General features: G+C 44.5%; 15 protein-coding genes. 11 read left to right on the top strand and 4 right to left on the bottom strand.

Annotation, left to right across the window (positions count from 1 at the left end):
* Positions 1–12 precede the first annotated feature (12 nt).
* On the top strand, positions 13–1,152 hold the full coding sequence (locus tag E4N65_RS11235) for a sigma 54-interacting transcriptional regulator (RefSeq protein WP_253673304.1): 1,140 nt from the start codon (positions 13–15) through the stop codon (positions 1,150–1,152).
* On the opposite strand, the gene E4N65_RS11230 is transcribed toward E4N65_RS11235, so the two are convergent.
* On the bottom strand, positions 1,109–1,879 hold the full coding sequence (locus E4N65_RS11230) for an RNA methyltransferase (protein ID WP_253673303.1): 771 nt from the start codon (positions 1,877–1,879) through the stop codon (positions 1,109–1,111). The two genes, E4N65_RS11235 and E4N65_RS11230, sit on opposite strands and share 44 nt — an antisense overlap.
* A gap of 106 nt (positions 1,880–1,985) precedes the next feature.
* On the opposite strand from E4N65_RS11230, the gene E4N65_RS11225 reads away from it, so the two are divergent.
* The 3 genes from E4N65_RS11225 to E4N65_RS11215 all read left to right on the top strand — a co-directional run bounded on the left by E4N65_RS11225 (position 1,986) and on the right by E4N65_RS11215 (position 5,158).
* Positions 1,986–2,702 (top strand): SDR family NAD(P)-dependent oxidoreductase, encoded by a 717-nt coding sequence (locus tag E4N65_RS11225; RefSeq protein WP_044014559.1) that lies wholly within the window; start codon positions 1,986–1,988, stop codon positions 2,700–2,702.
* 79 nt (positions 2,703–2,781) lie between these two features.
* Positions 2,782–3,339: an STAS domain-containing protein gene (locus E4N65_RS11220; protein ID WP_044014561.1), complete on the top strand. Its 558-nt coding sequence runs from the start codon at positions 2,782–2,784 to the stop codon at positions 3,337–3,339.
* A 313-nt stretch (positions 3,340–3,652) separates the two neighbouring features.
* Complete coding sequence (locus tag E4N65_RS11215) at positions 3,653–5,158, top strand: IMP dehydrogenase (RefSeq protein ID WP_253673302.1); 1,506 nt, start codon at positions 3,653–3,655, stop codon at positions 5,156–5,158.
* Between the two features lie 62 nt (positions 5,159–5,220).
* Here the strand turns inward: E4N65_RS11215 and E4N65_RS11210 are convergent, their stop codons facing one another.
* Positions 5,221–6,588, bottom strand: coding sequence for an ATP-dependent 6-phosphofructokinase (locus tag E4N65_RS11210; RefSeq protein ID WP_253673301.1), 1,368 nt, complete (start codon positions 6,586–6,588; stop codon positions 5,221–5,223).
* Between the two features lie 180 nt (positions 6,589–6,768).
* Between E4N65_RS11210 and E4N65_RS11205 the strand changes: the two genes are divergently transcribed.
* From E4N65_RS11205 to E4N65_RS11180, 6 genes are all read left to right on the top strand, one after another.
* Positions 6,769–8,304, top strand: coding sequence for a DUF5312 family protein (locus E4N65_RS11205; protein ID WP_253673300.1), 1,536 nt, complete (start codon positions 6,769–6,771; stop codon positions 8,302–8,304).
* 245 nt (positions 8,305–8,549) lie between these two features.
* Positions 8,550–9,719 (top strand): ABC transporter ATP-binding protein, encoded by a 1,170-nt coding sequence (locus E4N65_RS11200; protein ID WP_253673299.1) that lies wholly within the window; start codon positions 8,550–8,552, stop codon positions 9,717–9,719.
* A gap of 14 nt (positions 9,720–9,733) precedes the next feature.
* Positions 9,734–10,591 (top strand): ABC transporter permease, encoded by an 858-nt coding sequence (locus E4N65_RS11195; RefSeq protein WP_253673297.1) that lies wholly within the window; start codon positions 9,734–9,736, stop codon positions 10,589–10,591.
* An 18-nt stretch (positions 10,592–10,609) separates the two neighbouring features.
* Positions 10,610–11,545 (top strand): ABC transporter permease, encoded by a 936-nt coding sequence (locus E4N65_RS11190; RefSeq protein ID WP_253673295.1) that lies wholly within the window; start codon positions 10,610–10,612, stop codon positions 11,543–11,545.
* Between the two features lie 16 nt (positions 11,546–11,561).
* Complete coding sequence (locus E4N65_RS11185; RefSeq protein ID WP_253673293.1) at positions 11,562–12,449, top strand: hypothetical protein; 888 nt, start codon at positions 11,562–11,564, stop codon at positions 12,447–12,449.
* On the top strand, positions 12,446–13,195 hold the full coding sequence (locus tag E4N65_RS11180) for a YfcE family phosphodiesterase (RefSeq protein WP_253673291.1): 750 nt from the start codon (positions 12,446–12,448) through the stop codon (positions 13,193–13,195). The genes E4N65_RS11185 and E4N65_RS11180 overlap by 4 nt, the downstream gene beginning before the upstream one ends.
* A 172-nt stretch (positions 13,196–13,367) precedes the next feature.
* Here the strand turns inward: E4N65_RS11180 and E4N65_RS11175 are convergent, their stop codons facing one another.
* Complete coding sequence (locus E4N65_RS11175) at positions 13,368–15,098, bottom strand: malolactic enzyme (protein ID WP_253673289.1); 1,731 nt, start codon at positions 15,096–15,098, stop codon at positions 13,368–13,370.
* Between the two features lie 362 nt (positions 15,099–15,460).
* Between E4N65_RS11175 and E4N65_RS11170 the strand changes: the two genes are divergently transcribed.
* Positions 15,461–16,492, top strand: coding sequence for a PTS sugar transporter subunit IIC (locus tag E4N65_RS11170; RefSeq protein WP_253673287.1), 1,032 nt, complete (start codon positions 15,461–15,463; stop codon positions 16,490–16,492).
* Positions 16,493–16,500: 8 nt separating this feature from the next.
* On the opposite strand, the gene E4N65_RS11165 is transcribed toward E4N65_RS11170, so the two are convergent.
* A complete protein-coding gene (locus E4N65_RS11165; RefSeq protein WP_253673285.1) occupies positions 16,501–17,535 on the bottom strand; it encodes a hypothetical protein in 1,035 nt (344 codons plus the stop codon).
* Between the last annotated feature and the right edge of the window lie 89 nt (positions 17,536–17,624).

Below are 17,624 nucleotides of genomic sequence, written 5' to 3'. Positions count from 1 at the left end.
TCTGTTGTAGGTGTGGCTTTGTTGACCGTCTTGTTTGTTGCAGCATTTTCGACAGATGCCGAAAAACTCGCGTATGAATCTCGTAAAGTTTGGTCTGTAGACTGCATATTCGATAATCGAGCTGTTTTATCGTGTTTAGAAGAAAAAGCCTACGATTTTCTTTTATTTGATTTTGAGGCAGGAGGTGGATATCCTCCGAATGTACTTACAGAAATTTACGCTCAGTATCCTATTTTGCCCATCTTTTTATTATCACATCAGCATTGTACTTTTATCGAAAAAACAGTTTTTGCAACGGATATGATATTGGGCTGTTTTTCAATTCCGTATGAGTTCAGTATATTATCCAGCACTATTCAAAATATGCTTGAGGGAAAAATTGTTCCGATAATGGATACGTATACTATTGATCCGTTGACAGCTCCGCTTTATACAAAGCTGCAGGGGCAGAGTATCGAGATACAAATAGTACGGAATTTTATTTTACAGGCAGCTCAGAAAAATACCCATGTGCTTCTGTACGGTGAAAGCGGTTCCGGTAAAGAAGTCGTAGCTTCGCTTATCCATCAGTATTCTAAAAACCGTTCAGGTAAATATGTGCCGGTTAATATCACTTGCATTGCGGAAAACCTTGCAGAAAGTTTATTGTTCGGCTCATGTAAGGGAGCGTATACCGGAGCGATTGATAAAGAAGGTCTTTTTTCGGAGGCGGATCAAGGAACATTGTTCTTTGATGAAATAGAGAATCTTACATTGAATTTACAGGCAAAGCTTTTAAGGGTTATCGAAACACGCGAATATTATAAACTGGGAGGAACACAAAAGTATTCTTCCGATTTTAGATTGATTTGTGCTACAAATTGTGATCTCGAAGAGATGGTTGATCAAGGTCTTTTCCGTTTGGATCTTTTTTACCGGCTTGATGTATCGCATCTTGTTATTCCTCCGCTGCGGCAGCATAAAGAGGATATTAGGGTACTGGCGTACAATTATTTAAAACGATCGAGAAAGCATTTATCAGGGGATGCGCTGCGGCTGCTTTATAACTACAATTGGCCGGGGAATGTCCGGGAATTGTTTAACTGTCTGGAACGGGCTGTGTTTGCAGCTAAGGCCTCTCCGGTTCTTTTTCCGCAGCATTTCGACATTTAACATAGCACAGCTTTTGAAAAAGCTCTTCCAAATACCGTGCTTCCCGGGCGGATAATCCCGCTCTTGCAATTATTTCTTGGAAAAATCGGATGTTGTCTTCTTTTCCTGTATGTTTAAAAAGTCCCATTTTACATAAACAATCGTTGATATGTTCCGATGTCGAGGTAACCCTCGTATACGGGATACGTTCGTATCCATACTTTCGTGGGCTATAGGCGCGGAACAGGGTATAACAGACAATTTGTACCGCATGCGAAAGGTTAAGCGATGGAAAATCGGGCGCTGACGGGATATTAACCGCTGTCGAACAAACATTTAATTCTTCATCGGTGAGTCCTGTTCGCTCATTCCCGAATACGATGCCGGTAAGTCCTTCTGCCGTATTAAATGAAAACGAAGCAAAATCCTCCGGAGTCATTCCCCATGATTTGCGTTTTTCTCCTACACGCCGTGTCGTTCCGGCGACGATACAGCAATCGGCAACCGACGCTTTTAATCCGTCGATCGAGGGTTCAAAAAAACGTGCCTGTTGCCATATTGCTCCGGCATGGATAGCTAACCGGAGGATTTCTTCTTCGTCATAATCTTTTTTGTTACCTATAATACGTAAATCGGAACAATTATTGTTGGCCATTGATCTGCAAACAGCACCGATGTTACGGCTTATTTCAGGGCGGCAGAGAATAACCGCAACCGGAAGCCGTTCTTGAGAGGTTGAAGTACCCATAGCAATATTTTGTGTAGAGAACGCTTGCTATGTCAAGTGCTTCGGAGTATAATAAAAGACATAAGCGTGAGAACTGCCTCATAAACCGTATAATAAGGAATACGCTATGGATAATGTGCTGCAAGGTAAAAGCGCATTGGTCGTTGGCGGAACAAGTGGAATTGGTTACTGCTTAGTACAATCGCTTTTACAAGAGTCTGTTTCTGTCGTGGTGCAGGGGCGGATGAATTCAAAACGTGTTACAAATCTTTGCTGCCAAGGAAATGTAGCCTGTTTTATCTGTGATTTGCAAAATGACTCCTATGTGGAGGAACTGTGTAAATATGCCAATGCTGCTGATATTCTGTGTGTTGTTTATGGTCCGTTTTTGCAAAAGCCGCTTGATATGACGACTGTTCAGGAATGGAACACAACCGTATACGCAAACCTTACATTGCCGGGAATATTGGTTTCATCTGCTTTAACCGGTATGAAAGAGCGGAAATGGGGGCGTATTTTGTTATTCGGGGGTACGGAAACGCAGGTTTTACGCGGTTTTCGGACAAATGCTGTATACGGAGCTGCAAAAACGGGGATTATGTCGCTTGTAAAATCCGTGAGCATGGAATATGCTCGATATGGTATTACGGCAAATGCCGTTTGCCCGGGGTTTACCGATAGCGGTTTATTGTCGGAAGAGACGCGGGCTATGTGGGAGAAAAAAAACCCCGACGGTAAGCTTGTTGATCCGTCTGCGATTACGGATGCAGCGCTCTTTTTATTAAAAGATAGCGCCTATAATGGAGTTGTAATGCCGGTTGATAAAGGATGGTCATCGTTTTAAATAAACCTCTTGAATAGGGATATGAATACAAGTATAATTTTTATTTTATAAAATAATAGACTGAATAAAGGATTGTCATATGAATGATGCAGAAATAATTCAGAGTTTCGACAACGAAAAAGACAAAAGCCTTAAAATACAACTCCAAAAGGTGGAAGGGCTTGAAAAATGTATCGTAATTATTCTGTCGGGATATGTCGATACATATAATTCAACATTCTTTCAAAAAAGAGTTACAACCCTTATTGATGCGGGGTATATTCAGATTATTTTTAACTGTGCTCATTTGGATTATGTTTCTTCTACAGGAATCGGCTCTTTTACTGCTTTCCTAAAGGCGGTAAAAGGAAAAGGCGGTGATATTGTATTATTAAGCCTCCAGCCGAAAGTATATGAAGTGTTCCAATTGCTCGGGTTTGCTACTTTCTTTACTATCCATGACTCCTTAGAAACGTCTATTGAATTCTTTAAAAATAAAGGGGCCAATACTACTTCTCAGGTTACTCTTTTCCCTAAAATCTTTTCGTGTCCTATCTGTGCAAAAAAATTAAAAGCGCCTCGTGCAGGTCGTTTCCGCTGTTCCGAATGTAAGACCATTCTGGCGGTTGATAATAATGCGCAGGTTTCGCTCGGTTGATATTAGATAACAGTATTACTTGTGCGGAAGTTGTGGATATCTTGTAAACAGTATATCTGTACTTTCTGCATTTTACTATATCATCTATATCGTTTTGCTTTTCTAAAGCTATATATAAAAAGGTTTTACGCTGTTTTAATATAAAATGAAGTCTGTTTATATCGGTTAAAAAAGAGAGAAAACAATAGAACCGTATTGCTAATAACTTGTGGATAATCTGTTATGTCGGTGAGTAAGTTGTGAATAATCGGTGTTGAATTAACACTTGATAAAAAAAGCTTCCTAAAATATGATGTAACCGTGAGGAGAAATTATGGCATACTATTATGAAGAACCATCGCATACTTTTAATGAATATCTATTAATTCCGCGTTATACCGGCGTTGAACATAGCCCTCAAAATATTGATTTGCATACGCCGCTTACTCGTTTTTCTACCGGCGAAAAACCGTTGTATACGCTCAATATTCCGTTAGTTTCGGCAATTATGCAGTCGGTTTCTAATGACGGTATGGCTATTTCCCTTGCAAAAGAGGGCGGTTTGTCCTTTATTTTCTGTTCGCAAAGTATAGAAAAGCAGGCAGCAATGGTTGCTGCCGTTAAAGATTATAAAGCAGGCTTCGTAGAAAGCGATTCAAACTTAAAACCTGAAAATACTTTGGAAGACGTATTGCGTTTAAAAGAAAAAACAGGGCATACGACTGTCGCCGTAACCGATGACGGTACCGCACATGGAAAATTACTTGGTGTTATTACCGGTCGTGATTATCGTCCAAGCAGAATGGCACGGGATTTAACCGTTGCAAAATTTATGACGCCGATTGAAAAGATTCATTATGCCGGCGAAGGTGTTACCTTAAAAGAAGCAAATGATATTATTTGGGAGTATAAGCTCAACTCCCTTCCAGTACTTGATTCCGAAGGAAAACTTGTGGCTTTTGTATTCCGCAAAGACTATGAAAGTAAAAAAGAGCATCCGAATGAGCTGCTCGACGAAAAAAAACGTTATTTAGTAGGGGCCGGGCTTAATACCCGTGACTATGAGCAGCGTGTTCCTGCTCTGGTAGCAGCCGGTGCTGATGTTTTATGTATTGACTCCTCCGACGGCTTTTCGGAGTGGCAAAAACGGACAATCAAGTTTGTAAAAAAACAGTATGGGAATAAAATTCCTATCGGAGCCGGCAATGTCGTTGACGAAGACGGTTTTATCTTTTTAGCGGAGGCCGGTGCCGATTTTATTAAAGTGGGGATTGGTGGAGGTTCCATCTGTATTACTCGCGAAACTAAGGGGATAGGACGAGGGCAGGCAACAGCTCTTATTGAGGTTGCAAAAGCCCGCGATGTTTACTTTAAAAAGACTGGGATTTATATTCCCATTTGCTCCGACGGTGGTATTGTGTATGACCATCATATTACGATGGCGCTTGCGATGGGCAGCGACTTTTGTATGCTGGGGCGTTACTTTGCCCGCTTTGATGAAAGCCCGACAAACAAAATATTGGTCAACGGCAGTTATATGAAAGAATATTGGGGCGAAGGCTCGTCACGGGCGCGGAACTGGCAGCGTTACGATTCCGGTGGAGACAGTAAACTCGCATTTGAAGAGGGCGTCGATTCCTATGTACCCTATGCCGGTTCTTTGCATGACGGTGTTAAAACAACTCTTTATAAGGTTCGTTCTACGATGTGTAATTGCGGTGTTTTAACCATTCCGGAGCTGCAAAAGAATGCAAAAATAACACTGGTGTCTCCGTCCAGCATTGTAGAAGGTGGTTCTCACGATGTTATGCTGAAGGACGTGCGCTCCTCGATACGTTAAAAAAATGCCGCCCTCTTTATAGAAGGCGGCAATACGTTTTCATGTTTGGTTGTTCAGGTAATCTAATGAGCGGCCGGAGTTTCGCGGCGGCCTTCGTGAATCTTGTTTTTCATTAAGGTCGGCTGTCCGGTTGCATCTAGGGCATCGCGCCAGAGCGAGCCATCCGGTTCAACATAGTTGCGCGAACGGACAACGACATGTATCGGTAAGTGAACAAACTTGTTATACATCAACCCCACAATCAGTTTTGTCTTACCTGCCATAGCGGCATGAACTGCATTGTTTCCGAGCCGTTCGCAGTAAATAGAGTCAACCGGTGCTGCCGGTGCCGAACGTATTTGGTAGCTGGGATCAATATACTTTAAATTGATATGGATGGATTTTGCCTTAAAATAAGCGTCGATTTGTTCTTTTAAGAACACGCCGATATCTGAAAGGCGCTTGTTCCCCGAATCGTCGGTTTCATTTTTGCTCTGCATCAAGTCTTGTCCTGCCCCTTCCGCAACAACAATGACCGTATAATGGCTTTGTGCTAAACGGTCTTCCAAATGCTTTAAAAAACCGTTTTCGCCTTGCATGTCGAAAGGAATCTCGGGGATGAGTACAAAGTCAACTTCATGACTTGCGATAGCGGTATGCGTGGCAATAAAGCCTGATTCCCGTCCCATCAGTTTGACTAAACCGATGCCGTTAATCTGGGACTGTGCTTCCATGCGAGCCGCTGCTACTGCCTCCGAAGCTTTTACAACAGCCGTATCGAAGCCGAAAGATTTTTGGATAAACGACAAATCGTTATCAACGGTTTTCGGAATGCCGACAACGGAGATACAAAGGTTTCGCCGTTCGATCTCTTTTGCAATCTCCAATGCGCCTTTTTGTGTTCCATCCCCTCCGATGACAAAAAGGATGTTTAAATTAAGGCGTTCGATTCCGTCTACGATTTCGACTACGCGGGTACCGCCGCCGCGTGAAGTACCGAGAATGGTTCCTCCCGTTTTATGGCAGGCATCGACAACAGTCGGGTTTAGGGGCATAACATCAAAATGATAATCCGGTAAAAGGCCTTTGAATCCGAAACGGATACCGCTAATCCGTTTAACGCCATACCGTCCCCATAAACAGCGTACTATCGAACGGATAACGTCATTAAGTCCCGGACACAGTCCTCCACAGGTGATAATACCTGCATGGACATGGCTCGGATTAAAAAATATTTTTTCCCGCGGGCCCGCTTTTTCGATTAGTTGTTCACGCTTAAAGGGGCCATACTGCTCTCCGACTTTGGATTCCAGTCGAAAGCGGATAAAATCTTCATTCGTAACATAATTAGCGATACGGTCTCCGACTACGTTTGAAAGGTGAATGGGAGACGGTATTTTACAGGGGCCGAGTGTCTCAATGGTAAAATCAAATTCTTCATCACGGCGCATAATGAACCTCCGTTATATCGAAAGTATCAAGCTCCAAGATTCGGGAGCTATAATTTGGGATTTTCCATAATTATCGATGATAACTGATGTTACAGTATCATAAAATCGCAGGGCTTGAAAGAGAGAAAAATATTTTTTTGATTGACAGATTTGCGGATTTTCTTCATTATATCTTTATCTATGGCACAGAAAAAAGAATCTTTTCTTACACGTATTTTACAGATTTTTTTACCCCGGGATGATGCAGAAGCGATAAAGAAGCGGCATTTAAAGGCACTGGCAAAGGAAATTTCAAAAAATAAATTCAGTAAGTGGTATAAGCCCGCTTCAGAGGAATTTCAACCGCAAATGGCACGTTTCTTTTTTGAACTATATAAAATTGTCGGGCCTGCACGGGCTCTCCTTGCAAGTGCTGCTTCATCAAAGGTTCTTAAAGCTATTACCGTAGAACAAAACTTGTCAAAACAACAGCATCAAATACGAGAAAAGCTTACGCCGGAGGCTATTAAAGAACGAGCAAAAACGACGAACCAAAAAGAGCTTAGTATTCAGGTGCAGAAAGAATTTGATGCGTTTATGCGAGAGTTCGACGGGAAGAAGATAGAAGAAATTGATACGCTGTATCGGCAGCTTAATGAATTTATTCACTTTGTATTGTTTGATTTTTATTTCTTCTTAAAGAAATTCGACCCTGCTTTACCGGAAGATAAATTTTCTTATACGCCGAATTTTTCGACTGTTAACGGCGAATATCTTAAAGATGAATTAAAAGATTTTATTGTTGTGCTCAATGGCCTTTCGCTCGATTCAAACTGGGAAAAGCTATTTGCTGTCATTACTGCATACAAGAATGTTCAACCGGTTAATGCCCCCCAATGGAAAAAACATCTCGGTCTTTTGAATGATGTTCGCCGCTCACGAATCTTAGAAAAAATTATCCAGCACATTACAAAGGATCCTACCTATGTGGTGGAAATAAGTCCTTTCACCGAAAAGGTAACAGACGACTATCTTAAACAAATAGAACGGTCTATTGATAGTACCTTGAAAGACATACTTACCGAACAAAAAAATTCGCAAGTAGCAGTGTTGGTGCAGCGTGTATTCGGCAATACCATTCCTTCCGGCACCAAATACTATAATCCCCGTTCAAATGCAGCGTTTGAAAAACGAGGAATCGAAGGCTATATCTACGCTGATGCAATGAATTATCTTAAATCGTTTTTAGTCGAGTACTTTAAAAGCGATATAAGGGCTCTTTCCGATTTAATTTTAGTACGAGGTCAATGGACGCAGCAGGTTCTTTCTGCCGAATATTCGGAGAGCTATCATAATTTGATGCATATTTCGGCCAAACTTTTGGAGTTTGATGAAAAACTTTCCGAAGTTTCCGAGATGGGAGTAAAATTCCGCACGCTGCTGTCCCGAATGGAGCGGGAAAAAGAAGCCGGCCGTCAAGTACAAAAACACCTGAACGATGTTAACGAAGCAGCGCTTAAACTGCTTAAAGTTTCCATTAAAAATATTATGACGCTCGGAAATGCCGTTAAAAACTGTATTGCGGATTACGATAAACCCCATCGAGATTTATTGCAAAACTGGAAGGAAATCGAACAGCATTCCGATAAACCGATACGGGAATGGATGACTGCTGTTTATACAAAAATTTATAATTTTATCATGCTGGAACAGGTCGTTTTAAAGAAAGAAGAATAGGGCATCGCTAAAAAGTTCAGTTTTTTGGATTGTTCCCTTAGATTTAGATGCGAGTTTAAAACCAAGTCATTACTGTATAAAATTTGAACATCCGTGTTTGAGTTTCGCTTGCGGTAAACATCGTGTGTCGGAAGATAAAGGAAATCAAGTATATTTACGCGTATCTCATAAAAACGGCATATTGACATAAACCGTTAAATGTTTCAAATATAGTAAGTCTCCTCTAAAGTCCGGTTATGGGTTAAATGCTTTTAGAGCGGGCTATAACAAGTGGAAGGGGGCGCGATGCGTCAGTGAAAGGGTGCGAAATTTCAATCGAAAATGTGTCAAAAACATTTGGTGATTTTCATGCGGTGGATAATGCCGTTATTCACATTAAGCGCGGGGAGTTTTTCTCGCTGTTGGGGCCGTCCGGTTGCGGTAAAACAACGTTGTTGCGTATTATTGCCGGGTTTGAACAACCGGATTCGGGGGTTATTACCTTTGACGGGCAAAATATTGTCGGCATAGAAGCCCATAAACGGCAATCGAATACCGTCTTTCAAACCTACGCGCTTTTTCCGCACCTGTCCGTGTATGAAAACATCGCCTTTCCGCTCAGGATTCGCAAGCGTCCGCAGGACGAAATTGACCGGCGGGTTAAAGAATATCTGCATTTGGTGCAGCTCGATGCACATATCTACAAAAAGCCGTCCCAGCTTTCCGGCGGGCAGAAGCAGCGGGTTGCAATTGCCCGTGCCTTGATTAACGAACCGCGGGTACTGCTGCTGGATGAACCTCTTTCCGCACTCGACGCAAAGCTGCGGGCAAATCTTTTAATCGAACTTGATAAGCTGCACGACCAAATCGGCATTACGTTTATCTTTGTTACTCACGACCAAAGCGAGGCGCTTTCCGTATCCGACCGCATTGCGGTGATGAATCAGGGAAAGGTGCTGCAAATCGGCAGTCCGTATGAAATTTACGAACAGCCTGCGACTGCTTTTGTCGCTAAGTTTATCGGCGAAACGAATCTCTTTGATGCAACCGTTGCCGCCTGTGAACCTCATACGGACGGCTTTATGGTTACGCTCGACACACCGGCGCTGGGAACTTCGGTTAAGATTACCGACTATGATAAAACCGAAGTGGGGCAACCGGTGTGCTTTACCGTGCGGCCGGAAAAAATCCGCATTTCGTTGGAAAAGCCGTCCTCACAGACAAAGGAATTGAATGTTTTCCGCGGTGAGGTAGAAGAGCCTATTTATTCGGGATTCCAATCAAAGTTTTTTGTAAAGCTGGAATGCGGCACCGTGGTACAGGTTTTTAAACAGCATCAAAACTATCTTGAGGACGGGCCTGAAATTGAATGGAAGGATACGGTATATGTTTCGTGGGCAGCCAATGACGGCTACATCGTCGAAGATTTAACATAAAGGTATAACAGACTATGGTGCAAGATCATTCCCGGCGGCGGTACGCCTTTTTGTATACCTTTCCGATGGCAGCATGGTTTACCGTCTTTTTTGTGCTGCCGCTGCTCATCATCGGCGTGTATGGTTTTCTGCAAAAGGGGCTGTACGGCGGAGTTGTGCGGCATTTCACGTTCAGCGCATATATACAGCTTTTTACCGCAAGCTACGGGCTATTATTTGTGCGGACACTCTGTGTCAGTATTGCCGTAACGCTCATTTGTATTCTGCTTGCGCTTCCTGCCGGATATGCAATTGCGCGTAGTAAGCATCAGCTGTTCTTTTTGTTTTTGATTATCATTCCTTTTTGGACAAACTCTCTGATTAGAATCAATGCGTGGATTTCGATACTCGGTACTCAAGGGTTCCTTAACGGGCTTTTGAAAAAGCTGCACCTTATCACCGAAAGTATTCCGTTTTTGTATAACCAACAGGCGGTGATACTCGTGCTGGTATACATGTTTATCCCATATGCGATTTTTCCGATTTTTTCGGCAATCGACAAGTTTGACTTTTCGCTGTTGGAAGCCGCACGAGATCTTGGCGCTACCAAAACGGAGGCTATCGTTAAGGTTATGCTGCCTAATATCCGTGCCGGAATCCTGACCGCGGTCATCTTTACCTTTATTCCGGTATTCGGCTCTTATACCGTACCGCTCCTTGTCGGCGGAAAGGACTCTTATATGTTCGGTAATTTGATTGTCGATCAGGTAACGAAGATCCGCAACTGGCCGCTCGCCTCAGCCTTTTCGGTACTTATCACCGTCGTTAGCGCTGCCGGTGTCCTCTGGATGATGTACGCCAGCTTTAAGCAAGAAAAGCAAGCCGCAAAATAGTGATGATAAGGAGTGAGCATGTCTGATATACCGCAAGATATACAACAGCAAGCGTTGCCGGTTCCGTACCGGCACAGTTCGGTAAAAAGCCCGTACCGGCGGTTAATTCAGAAATTTGAGAAACGCAAACGGGAATCCGAACCGGCGCGTCATGCACGGCGTGCATATAAGAACCTTAACTGTTCTTGGTTTTCTTCTACAGTGCTGGTGTTTGTGCTGTTGTTCTTGTTTTTACCTCTTGCGATTATCGCAGTGTTTTCTTTTAACGAAGGCAAGGCGATTGTATGGTCGGGCTTTTCGCTCAAGTGGTATGCCGCGCTGTTCTTGGAATCCGAAAAATTGTGGACTTCCTTTTGGAACAGCGTATTCATTGCGTTTGTTTCCGCGTTTTGTTCCGTTGTCATCGGAACCTTTGCGGGGCTTGGTGTGCAATGGTACCGGTTCCGGGGCCGGGGGTATGTACAGGTTGTGAGTATTCTACCGATGGTATTGCCGGAGGTTGTTATCGGGATGTCTACGCTGATTTTCTTTTCGGCGATAAACATACCGCTCGGCTTTCTTTCCATTATTATCGCACATATTACGTTCTGTTTGCCCTTTGCGTTTTTATTGGTATTGGCTCGTTTGGAAGAATTCGATTTTTCGATTGTAGAGGCTGCGCACGACCTCGGTGCAACGGAGCGGCAGACCTTATTCAAGGTGGTAATTCCCGCAATTTTTTCTGCAATTTTATCCGGCTTTTTTATGTCGGTTACGCTGTCGCTTGAAGACTTTGTGATAACTTTTTTTGTGTCCGGCCCCGGTTCCACGACGCTGCCGCTCTATGTGTTTTCGATGGTGCGGTACGGTATTTCTCCGGTAATCAACGCACTTTCCCTCATTATGATTTTAGGAACCATGCTGATTGCTTTTATGTTACGTAATTTTTTAAAAGGAATTGCGGCCTCAAATTAAACGCGCCGCGGATTTGATGATGAAAAAAAATACTGATACCGCCTCCCCGGTTGCAGCGCATCCCGTATATCTGAGTAGTGGGGGGGCATTGCGTCGCTTCTTGAGGCAAACTATTATCCGTGCCGGTTTCATAATTTTAATTGTCGGTTTCATTGCCGGAGCTGCTTCTTGCGATGGGAAAAGCGGTTCAGGCAAGCAATCTCATCAAAAGAAAGAACTTACGCATTCTCTCCTGTTTGTGCTGGGAAAGGATTTTTATCAGTATTCCGATTTATTTACCTATCTTTCGAATGTCTATGATTCGGAGAGTCTAAAAGCGAACCTGCATATTTTGAGCTATAGCGATATGACCGCTAAGACAAAGCAGCCGCGGCTTTCGATAATCTCTGAACGGCTTGCGGCACAGCCTGTTGAGGCGCTTATTTCTATCGGTATTCCCGAAGGCGGCGCTCGCGTACTCCGTACCGCTCAAGAGAAATACCCTGACTTACATATTTTTTCCTTGCTTCCGGTAGAAGAGATTTTGCCGCTCGAAGCCTACAGCGATGTTGTTGTAGACTTTGAACTGCCCGACTCGTTTGCAAAGGCCGACAGGGCGGTGGATATCCCCGCGCATGATGTACAGACGCTGGTTCTCTGTGCCGTAACCGCTGTAGAGCAAATCAATGAATTGCCGGAACAGGAGCCGTTTCCGCGGTTTGCGCGGGCAGTTGCAACAACAATCGATATATTAAAAGAGCAGGGAATAGCGGCATGGGGCGGTACACCGTATACGCTGCATCCGTATAAAGACCCTGAACTGAATATCCGTTCGTACAATTATCTTATTTTATCACCGCCTTCGACCGGCGGGCGGGCAGATAGCGAGGAACCGGAAATGAGCGCCGCAGGGGAAAAACAATGAACCGTTTTACTCGCTGCGAAAACGGTATTATTGCCGATGCCGCTTTCTATAACCGGCTGCAGTATGCGGATACCGCTTCCGTCTTGCTGCTTTCCGACACGCACGGAGCAGTGGATGCAGTGCGGTGGATTTTAGCAGCGTTTAGCGAGGAATGCCAAGCTTGCCTTTTTGCCGGAGACGGTGCTCAAGATATAATGACTGTTGTGCGCGAAGCTGCTGCCGGCAAGCTCACCATTCCGCCGGTGATTATTATGGCGCAGGGGAACTGCGACTGCCGGCTCTGTCCGCCGGTTTTTCCAGATAGCGAAAACCCGAAACCGTTCGGGCTGCCGGTATATCAACAAAAGATGATAGCCGGACAGCAGATTTTATTGGCGCACGGGCATCTGCACCATGTTGAACTTGACGGGCGTAAATTGAGCATGACGGCCGAAAACCTCGGTTGTACAATCGCCGTATACGGGCATACGCATATTCAAAGTATCGAATGTTTCGGCGGCGTTACGGCTGTCAATCCCGGTAGCCCCTTGCGTCCCCGCGGTAAATCCTACGGAGGCTTTGCGCTTTTATCGCTCCGCACAGGGCAAGCGGGAAGCCCTGAAGATACAGCCACCGGAGACAGTTCAGTGACGGGGTTATTCAGCAAGGTGCAATTTTATCAGCTGATACGGGAATCCGACGGTGCTTTTTCTGCCTCCGCACACGCGGTCTATCCTATCCCGATACGCCAGAGTGCAGGGGATTAGTCCTTGGGCATGAATCAACACGGAGCTGTTCCAAAAAAGGAACCTCGATGGAGAGTGTCAGAGATTATCTTCTCCGCACGGATCAACATACCCCGACGCAAGCGTCGGGGTATTAACCGCTCCCGTGTGCTCGTATAAGCCGCACTTGTATCAGCCTTGCCTTTCTCCTATTTTAATATTCCGGTTTCCAGATACAGTCTTTGACCGTTTTTTCTACATTATCCGTTGCAACACGGTTTAATTTTTGACGAACGGCACACGAAGCAACCGCGACGGCAACCGCTTCGGAAAATTCCGTTAGCCGTGCTACCGGTGGCAAAACCGCCGCGCCCGGTTTACCGGTTTCGATAAATGCACCAAGCGAGTGGGCGGCTGCAGAAATCATTTCATCGGTTACGAGTTTTGAATTTACCGCGATACTGCCTAAGCCCAATCCCGGATAAATCAGTGCATTGTTGGCCTGTCCGATTGTGTATGTAACGCCCTTGTATTCTACCGGATCGGCAGGAATTCCGGTTGCCACCATGGCGCGGCCGTCCGACCAATGAATCAAATCCGAAGCCGTAGCTTCCGCCAGTTCCGTTGGGTTACTGAGCGGGAAAATAATCGGGTGTTCGCACCATGATGCCATAGCGCGGACAATCTCTTCCGTAAAGGTTCCCGGTGTTGTTGATGTTCCTACTAGAATCGTCGGACGAATTGCCATCACCGCTTTTGTAAGCGAGGTGAGACTTGCCGCATCGGAAAATTCGCGACGTTTTCGCGCAAACGGTTTTTGCTCTGGCGTTAGATCGTCCATATCATCGAACAAAAGTCCTTGCTTATCAACCATATAAAAATGACTGCGAGCTTCGTCTTCAGAAAGCCCTTGGGCAACCATTTCTCTAAAAATACGATCGGTAATTCCGGCTCCGGCAGTTCCTGCTCCAAAGCACAGATATACCTGATCCGTAAGCTTTTGCCCGTTGATTTTCATAGCGCCGAGGATTCCCGCAAGCGTAATGATACCGGTTCCTTGGCAGTCATCATTGAATACGGGAAAAGTCTTCTGGTATGTTTGCAAAACCTTTGCGGCGTTCGATCTGCCGAAATCTTCAAAGTGGAGATATAAATCAGGAAACAATTTTTCCGCCGCTGTTACAAATCGATCGATGAAGCGGTAATATCTGTCGCCGTATATTCTCTTGTGGTGATTTCCGAGATAGAGCGGGTCATCAAGCAGTGTTTGCCTGTTTGTTCCGCAATCCAGTACAACCGGCAATACCGTTTGCGGATCAATTCCTGCGGCCGCAGTATAGACCATCAGTTTACCCACGGAGATGTCAACGCCATTTGTCCCCCAGTCGCCGATACCGAGAATTCCTTCCGCATCCGTCGCAACGATAAGTCTGATGTGTCTTCCGCCTGCGGCATGCCGAAGCGTCTCTTCGATTTGCTCCGGAGCATCAATCGACAAAAACGCTGCACCTTGTGTATCGCTAAACTGTTCGCTGTACTGCTCAATACTTTCTGCAATAACCGGATCATAAACAATCGGCATTAGTTCAACAATGTGTTCATGAAATACATAATAGAAAAGTCGTCGGTTGTGATTGAAGACATCCATAAGAAATCTTCTTTTTTCTATGCCGGAATTTTTTCGTTCCATCTGCCGGTAAATTCTATTTGCCTGTGTTTCAATATCGTCAATACACGGCGGAAGCAGCCCTTCCAGATGATATTTTTTTCTTTCTTCGACAGAAAATGCTGTTCCCTTGTTCAAAAACGCATCATGGATAATGTCATACCCATATTTTTCCATAAAGGTTCCTCCATACTGTTCGTTTGCAGGATTGCGGATATCCTTCCAAATCTCAATGGAAACTCTCAAATGTACTTTTAGTACCGATACACAGTTTATCATGTTTTTATAAATTTTCTAGCTTAATCAATCAATTTTTTGTCTATTGTCTCAACTTTTTTATTTTTGTATTATTATGCTTAATTTTTTCTTCTGTAATAAGTTTCGTTATAATCGATCTATTCGATAACTGCGTTTCCGAATAGGTCTACGAGTTCTAAATCGTACAAATAGCACGATGTGTGAACATCGCATTTATTGAACGGATATACATTCTGAATGCTTTCACTTCAGAGTAAGAAGCATCAGCATTTTTGAGTTTTGGGTATCTCTAAAAACTCGGTTAGATTTTTAGAGGTTCCCTCTTGTAAAAAATAGTGCAGGGGATTAAACTCTCCGCACGAATATAAGGAGATTTGTCTCATATGAACAAATTACAGCTTTTCTTAAAAAGAAAAGATATAGAGATTTCCGGTAAGCGGTATTTTATTGATGCGATGAGCGCCATGGCGATGGGGCTTTTTTCATCCTTGCTTGTCGGAACAATTCTGAGAACCGTAGGGCAGCAGCTGCATATTACCTTTTTGACCGATACCATCTGGCCGATATGCCGTGATATGACGGGCGCCGCCATCGGTATTGCGGTTGCGCACTCGCTTAAAGCGCACACCTTTGTCTTGTTCTCCGCCTCTATTGTCGGGTATGCTGGTAATATGTTCGGCGGTGCCGTGGGCGCCTTTATTTCCGCCATTGTCGGTACCGAACTGGGGAAGCTGGTTTCAAAAGAAACAAAGATTGACCTGATTGTGACGCCGACGGTAACTATTCTTTCCGGCAGCGTAATAGCCGTCTTTTTCGGGCCATATATGTCTGCGTGTATGAATTGGCTCGGAGAGGTTATTATGACGGCGACAACTCTGCGCCCGTTCCTGATGGGGATTTGCCTTGCGGTATTGGTTGGGATAATTCTCACGCTGCCGATTAGCAGTGCGGCGCTCTGTATGATGCTTTCTCTTTCGGGGCTTGCAGGAGGCGCGGCAGCGGCGGGGTGCTGCGCTCAGATGATCGGCTTTGCAGTGATGAGCTATCGGGATAACGGATTCGGCGGCAGCTTTGCAGTCGGCATCGGCACCAGTATGCTCCACATGCCGAATATTATTAAAAATCCCCGAATATGGATACCACCGATTGCCGCATCCGCCGTATTGGGGCCGGTTTCGACGATGCTATTAAAAATGGAAAATACCCCCATCGGCTCAGGAATGGGAACTTGCGGGTTGGTCGGTCAAATCGGTGCGCTGACGGCGATGAGTGGAACCGGGCGCAGCACCGCAAGCATCAACCTTTCTATCTTGTTGCTGCACATTATCGCTCCCGCCGTACTCACAATTCTTTTTACCGTGCCGTTGCGGAAAATCGGATGGATTAAAGACGGCGATTTAAAACTCGCGCTGTAACAGCCGTATTATGTATCGCTTAAGCCTTCTTCAAAAATAAATTGGATGTAGAGGTCTTCGAGTGTTCGCTTGGGGCCGGGGACTTGGAGTCTCCGGCGCGATTCGGCGTTGTTTTTCCGGTCAATAAAAGAAGCATAGAAGCCGCGCGGATCATCACTCGGAAATTCTCTTTTGAAGCCGAGTAGATTATATGCTTCGTCTCTGCTGAGGGCAGAAACTTTTCTTTCCTTCAAAATATTGCGGATAAAATTGATCTTTTCATAAGAGATACCGAATAAGAATTCTTCCAGTGCTTGGCCGATTTCAGGGTCTGCCAATTTTGCAATCATAAACCGTTCCCACGATTCATCAAGCTCCATTGAAAGAAGAAAGAGTTCACTGACGCCAAGCATACTACCGAAGTTCGGTGCAAGTTTGTTCCGCGCTGTCCAAACCTTGTGTAAAACAAGTGCAAAAGATGAGGAGTGTTCATCCAGCCGATGCTCCCATAGTTCGGTTAATAATTCTGCTATATCTTTTCGTGTTTCATGCTGAAGATCGGCATTATCAAGAAGCATCGTATATACATCTTCCGCCATGAGTGCGAACATAGCGCGAAGGGTAATCCGCCGCAGCGCTTGGATATCTTTTTCTTCAAAAAAAGCATTCATCGCTATTTTGGTGAGTGCGGAAAAAGTTTGAAATTTGGCAATCAGAAAGCTTTTGCCGAGGATAACCTTTGTCGGTAATGTCAGTAAACGTGAAGAAGGATCACTGCTGCAGAGTGTGTCGATCAATGTTTCTGCCGATCGATGTTCACCTGCAAGGACGGTGCTGCGTTGTATTGAGGGATAGCGGGAGACAGCTACCGCCACTTGTTCTAATGTTGTAATACAGTTTGCAATGTTGCTCAGTACCCCTGGAGCATAAGCTTGTAAGCTTTTTAAAATCTGTTCGATTACCGCGTGTTCGTCTTTATCAAACACCACAATATCGGATGAAGTGCTTCCATCTTCAGTTGTGTATGGCATTGAGAGCGTTGCAGACAAAGATGCATAAGTCATACCTTATCAGTATACCACAAAATCCGGATTTTGCCAAATATTTTCTTGCGGATACATATCGTGAAAAAGGTTGTCCCGCAACTGTAGCT

This window comes from Treponema sp. OMZ 855, from assembly GCF_024181145.1.
Lineage (GTDB): Bacteria > Spirochaetota > Spirochaetia > Treponematales > Treponemataceae > Treponema.
This window is presented reverse-complemented; position numbering and strand designations above follow the sequence as displayed.

Bases quoted from the DNA above. Each gene is read 5' to 3' on its own strand.
- E4N65_RS11230 (WP_253673303.1), bottom strand. From the start codon at position 1,879: ATGGGTACTTCAACCTCTCAAGAACGGCTTCCGGTTGCGGTTATTCTC.
- E4N65_RS11225 (WP_044014559.1), top strand. From the start codon at position 1,986: ATGGATAATGTGCTGCAAGGTAAAAGCGCATTGGTCGTTGGCGGAACA.
- E4N65_RS11220 (WP_044014561.1), top strand. From the start codon at position 2,782: ATGAATGATGCAGAAATAATTCAGAGTTTCGACAACGAAAAAGACAAA.
- E4N65_RS11215 (WP_253673302.1), top strand. From the start codon at position 3,653: ATGGCATACTATTATGAAGAACCATCGCATACTTTTAATGAATATCTA.
- E4N65_RS11210 (WP_253673301.1), bottom strand. From the start codon at position 6,588: ATGCGCCGTGATGAAGAATTTGATTTTACCATTGAGACACTCGGCCCC.
- E4N65_RS11205 (WP_253673300.1), top strand. From the start codon at position 6,769: ATGGCACAGAAAAAAGAATCTTTTCTTACACGTATTTTACAGATTTTT.
- E4N65_RS11200 (WP_253673299.1), top strand. From the start codon at position 8,550: ATGCTTTTAGAGCGGGCTATAACAAGTGGAAGGGGGCGCGATGCGTCA.
- E4N65_RS11195 (WP_253673297.1), top strand. From the start codon at position 9,734: ATGGTGCAAGATCATTCCCGGCGGCGGTACGCCTTTTTGTATACCTTT.
- E4N65_RS11190 (WP_253673295.1), top strand. From the start codon at position 10,610: ATGTCTGATATACCGCAAGATATACAACAGCAAGCGTTGCCGGTTCCG.
- E4N65_RS11185 (WP_253673293.1), top strand. From the start codon at position 11,562: ATGATGAAAAAAAATACTGATACCGCCTCCCCGGTTGCAGCGCATCCC.
- E4N65_RS11180 (WP_253673291.1), top strand. From the start codon at position 12,446: ATGAACCGTTTTACTCGCTGCGAAAACGGTATTATTGCCGATGCCGCT.
- E4N65_RS11175 (WP_253673289.1), bottom strand. From the start codon at position 15,098: ATGATAAACTGTGTATCGGTACTAAAAGTACATTTGAGAGTTTCCATT.
- E4N65_RS11170 (WP_253673287.1), top strand. From the start codon at position 15,461: ATGAACAAATTACAGCTTTTCTTAAAAAGAAAAGATATAGAGATTTCC.
- E4N65_RS11165 (WP_253673285.1), bottom strand. From the start codon at position 17,535: ATGACTTATGCATCTTTGTCTGCAACGCTCTCAATGCCATACACAACT.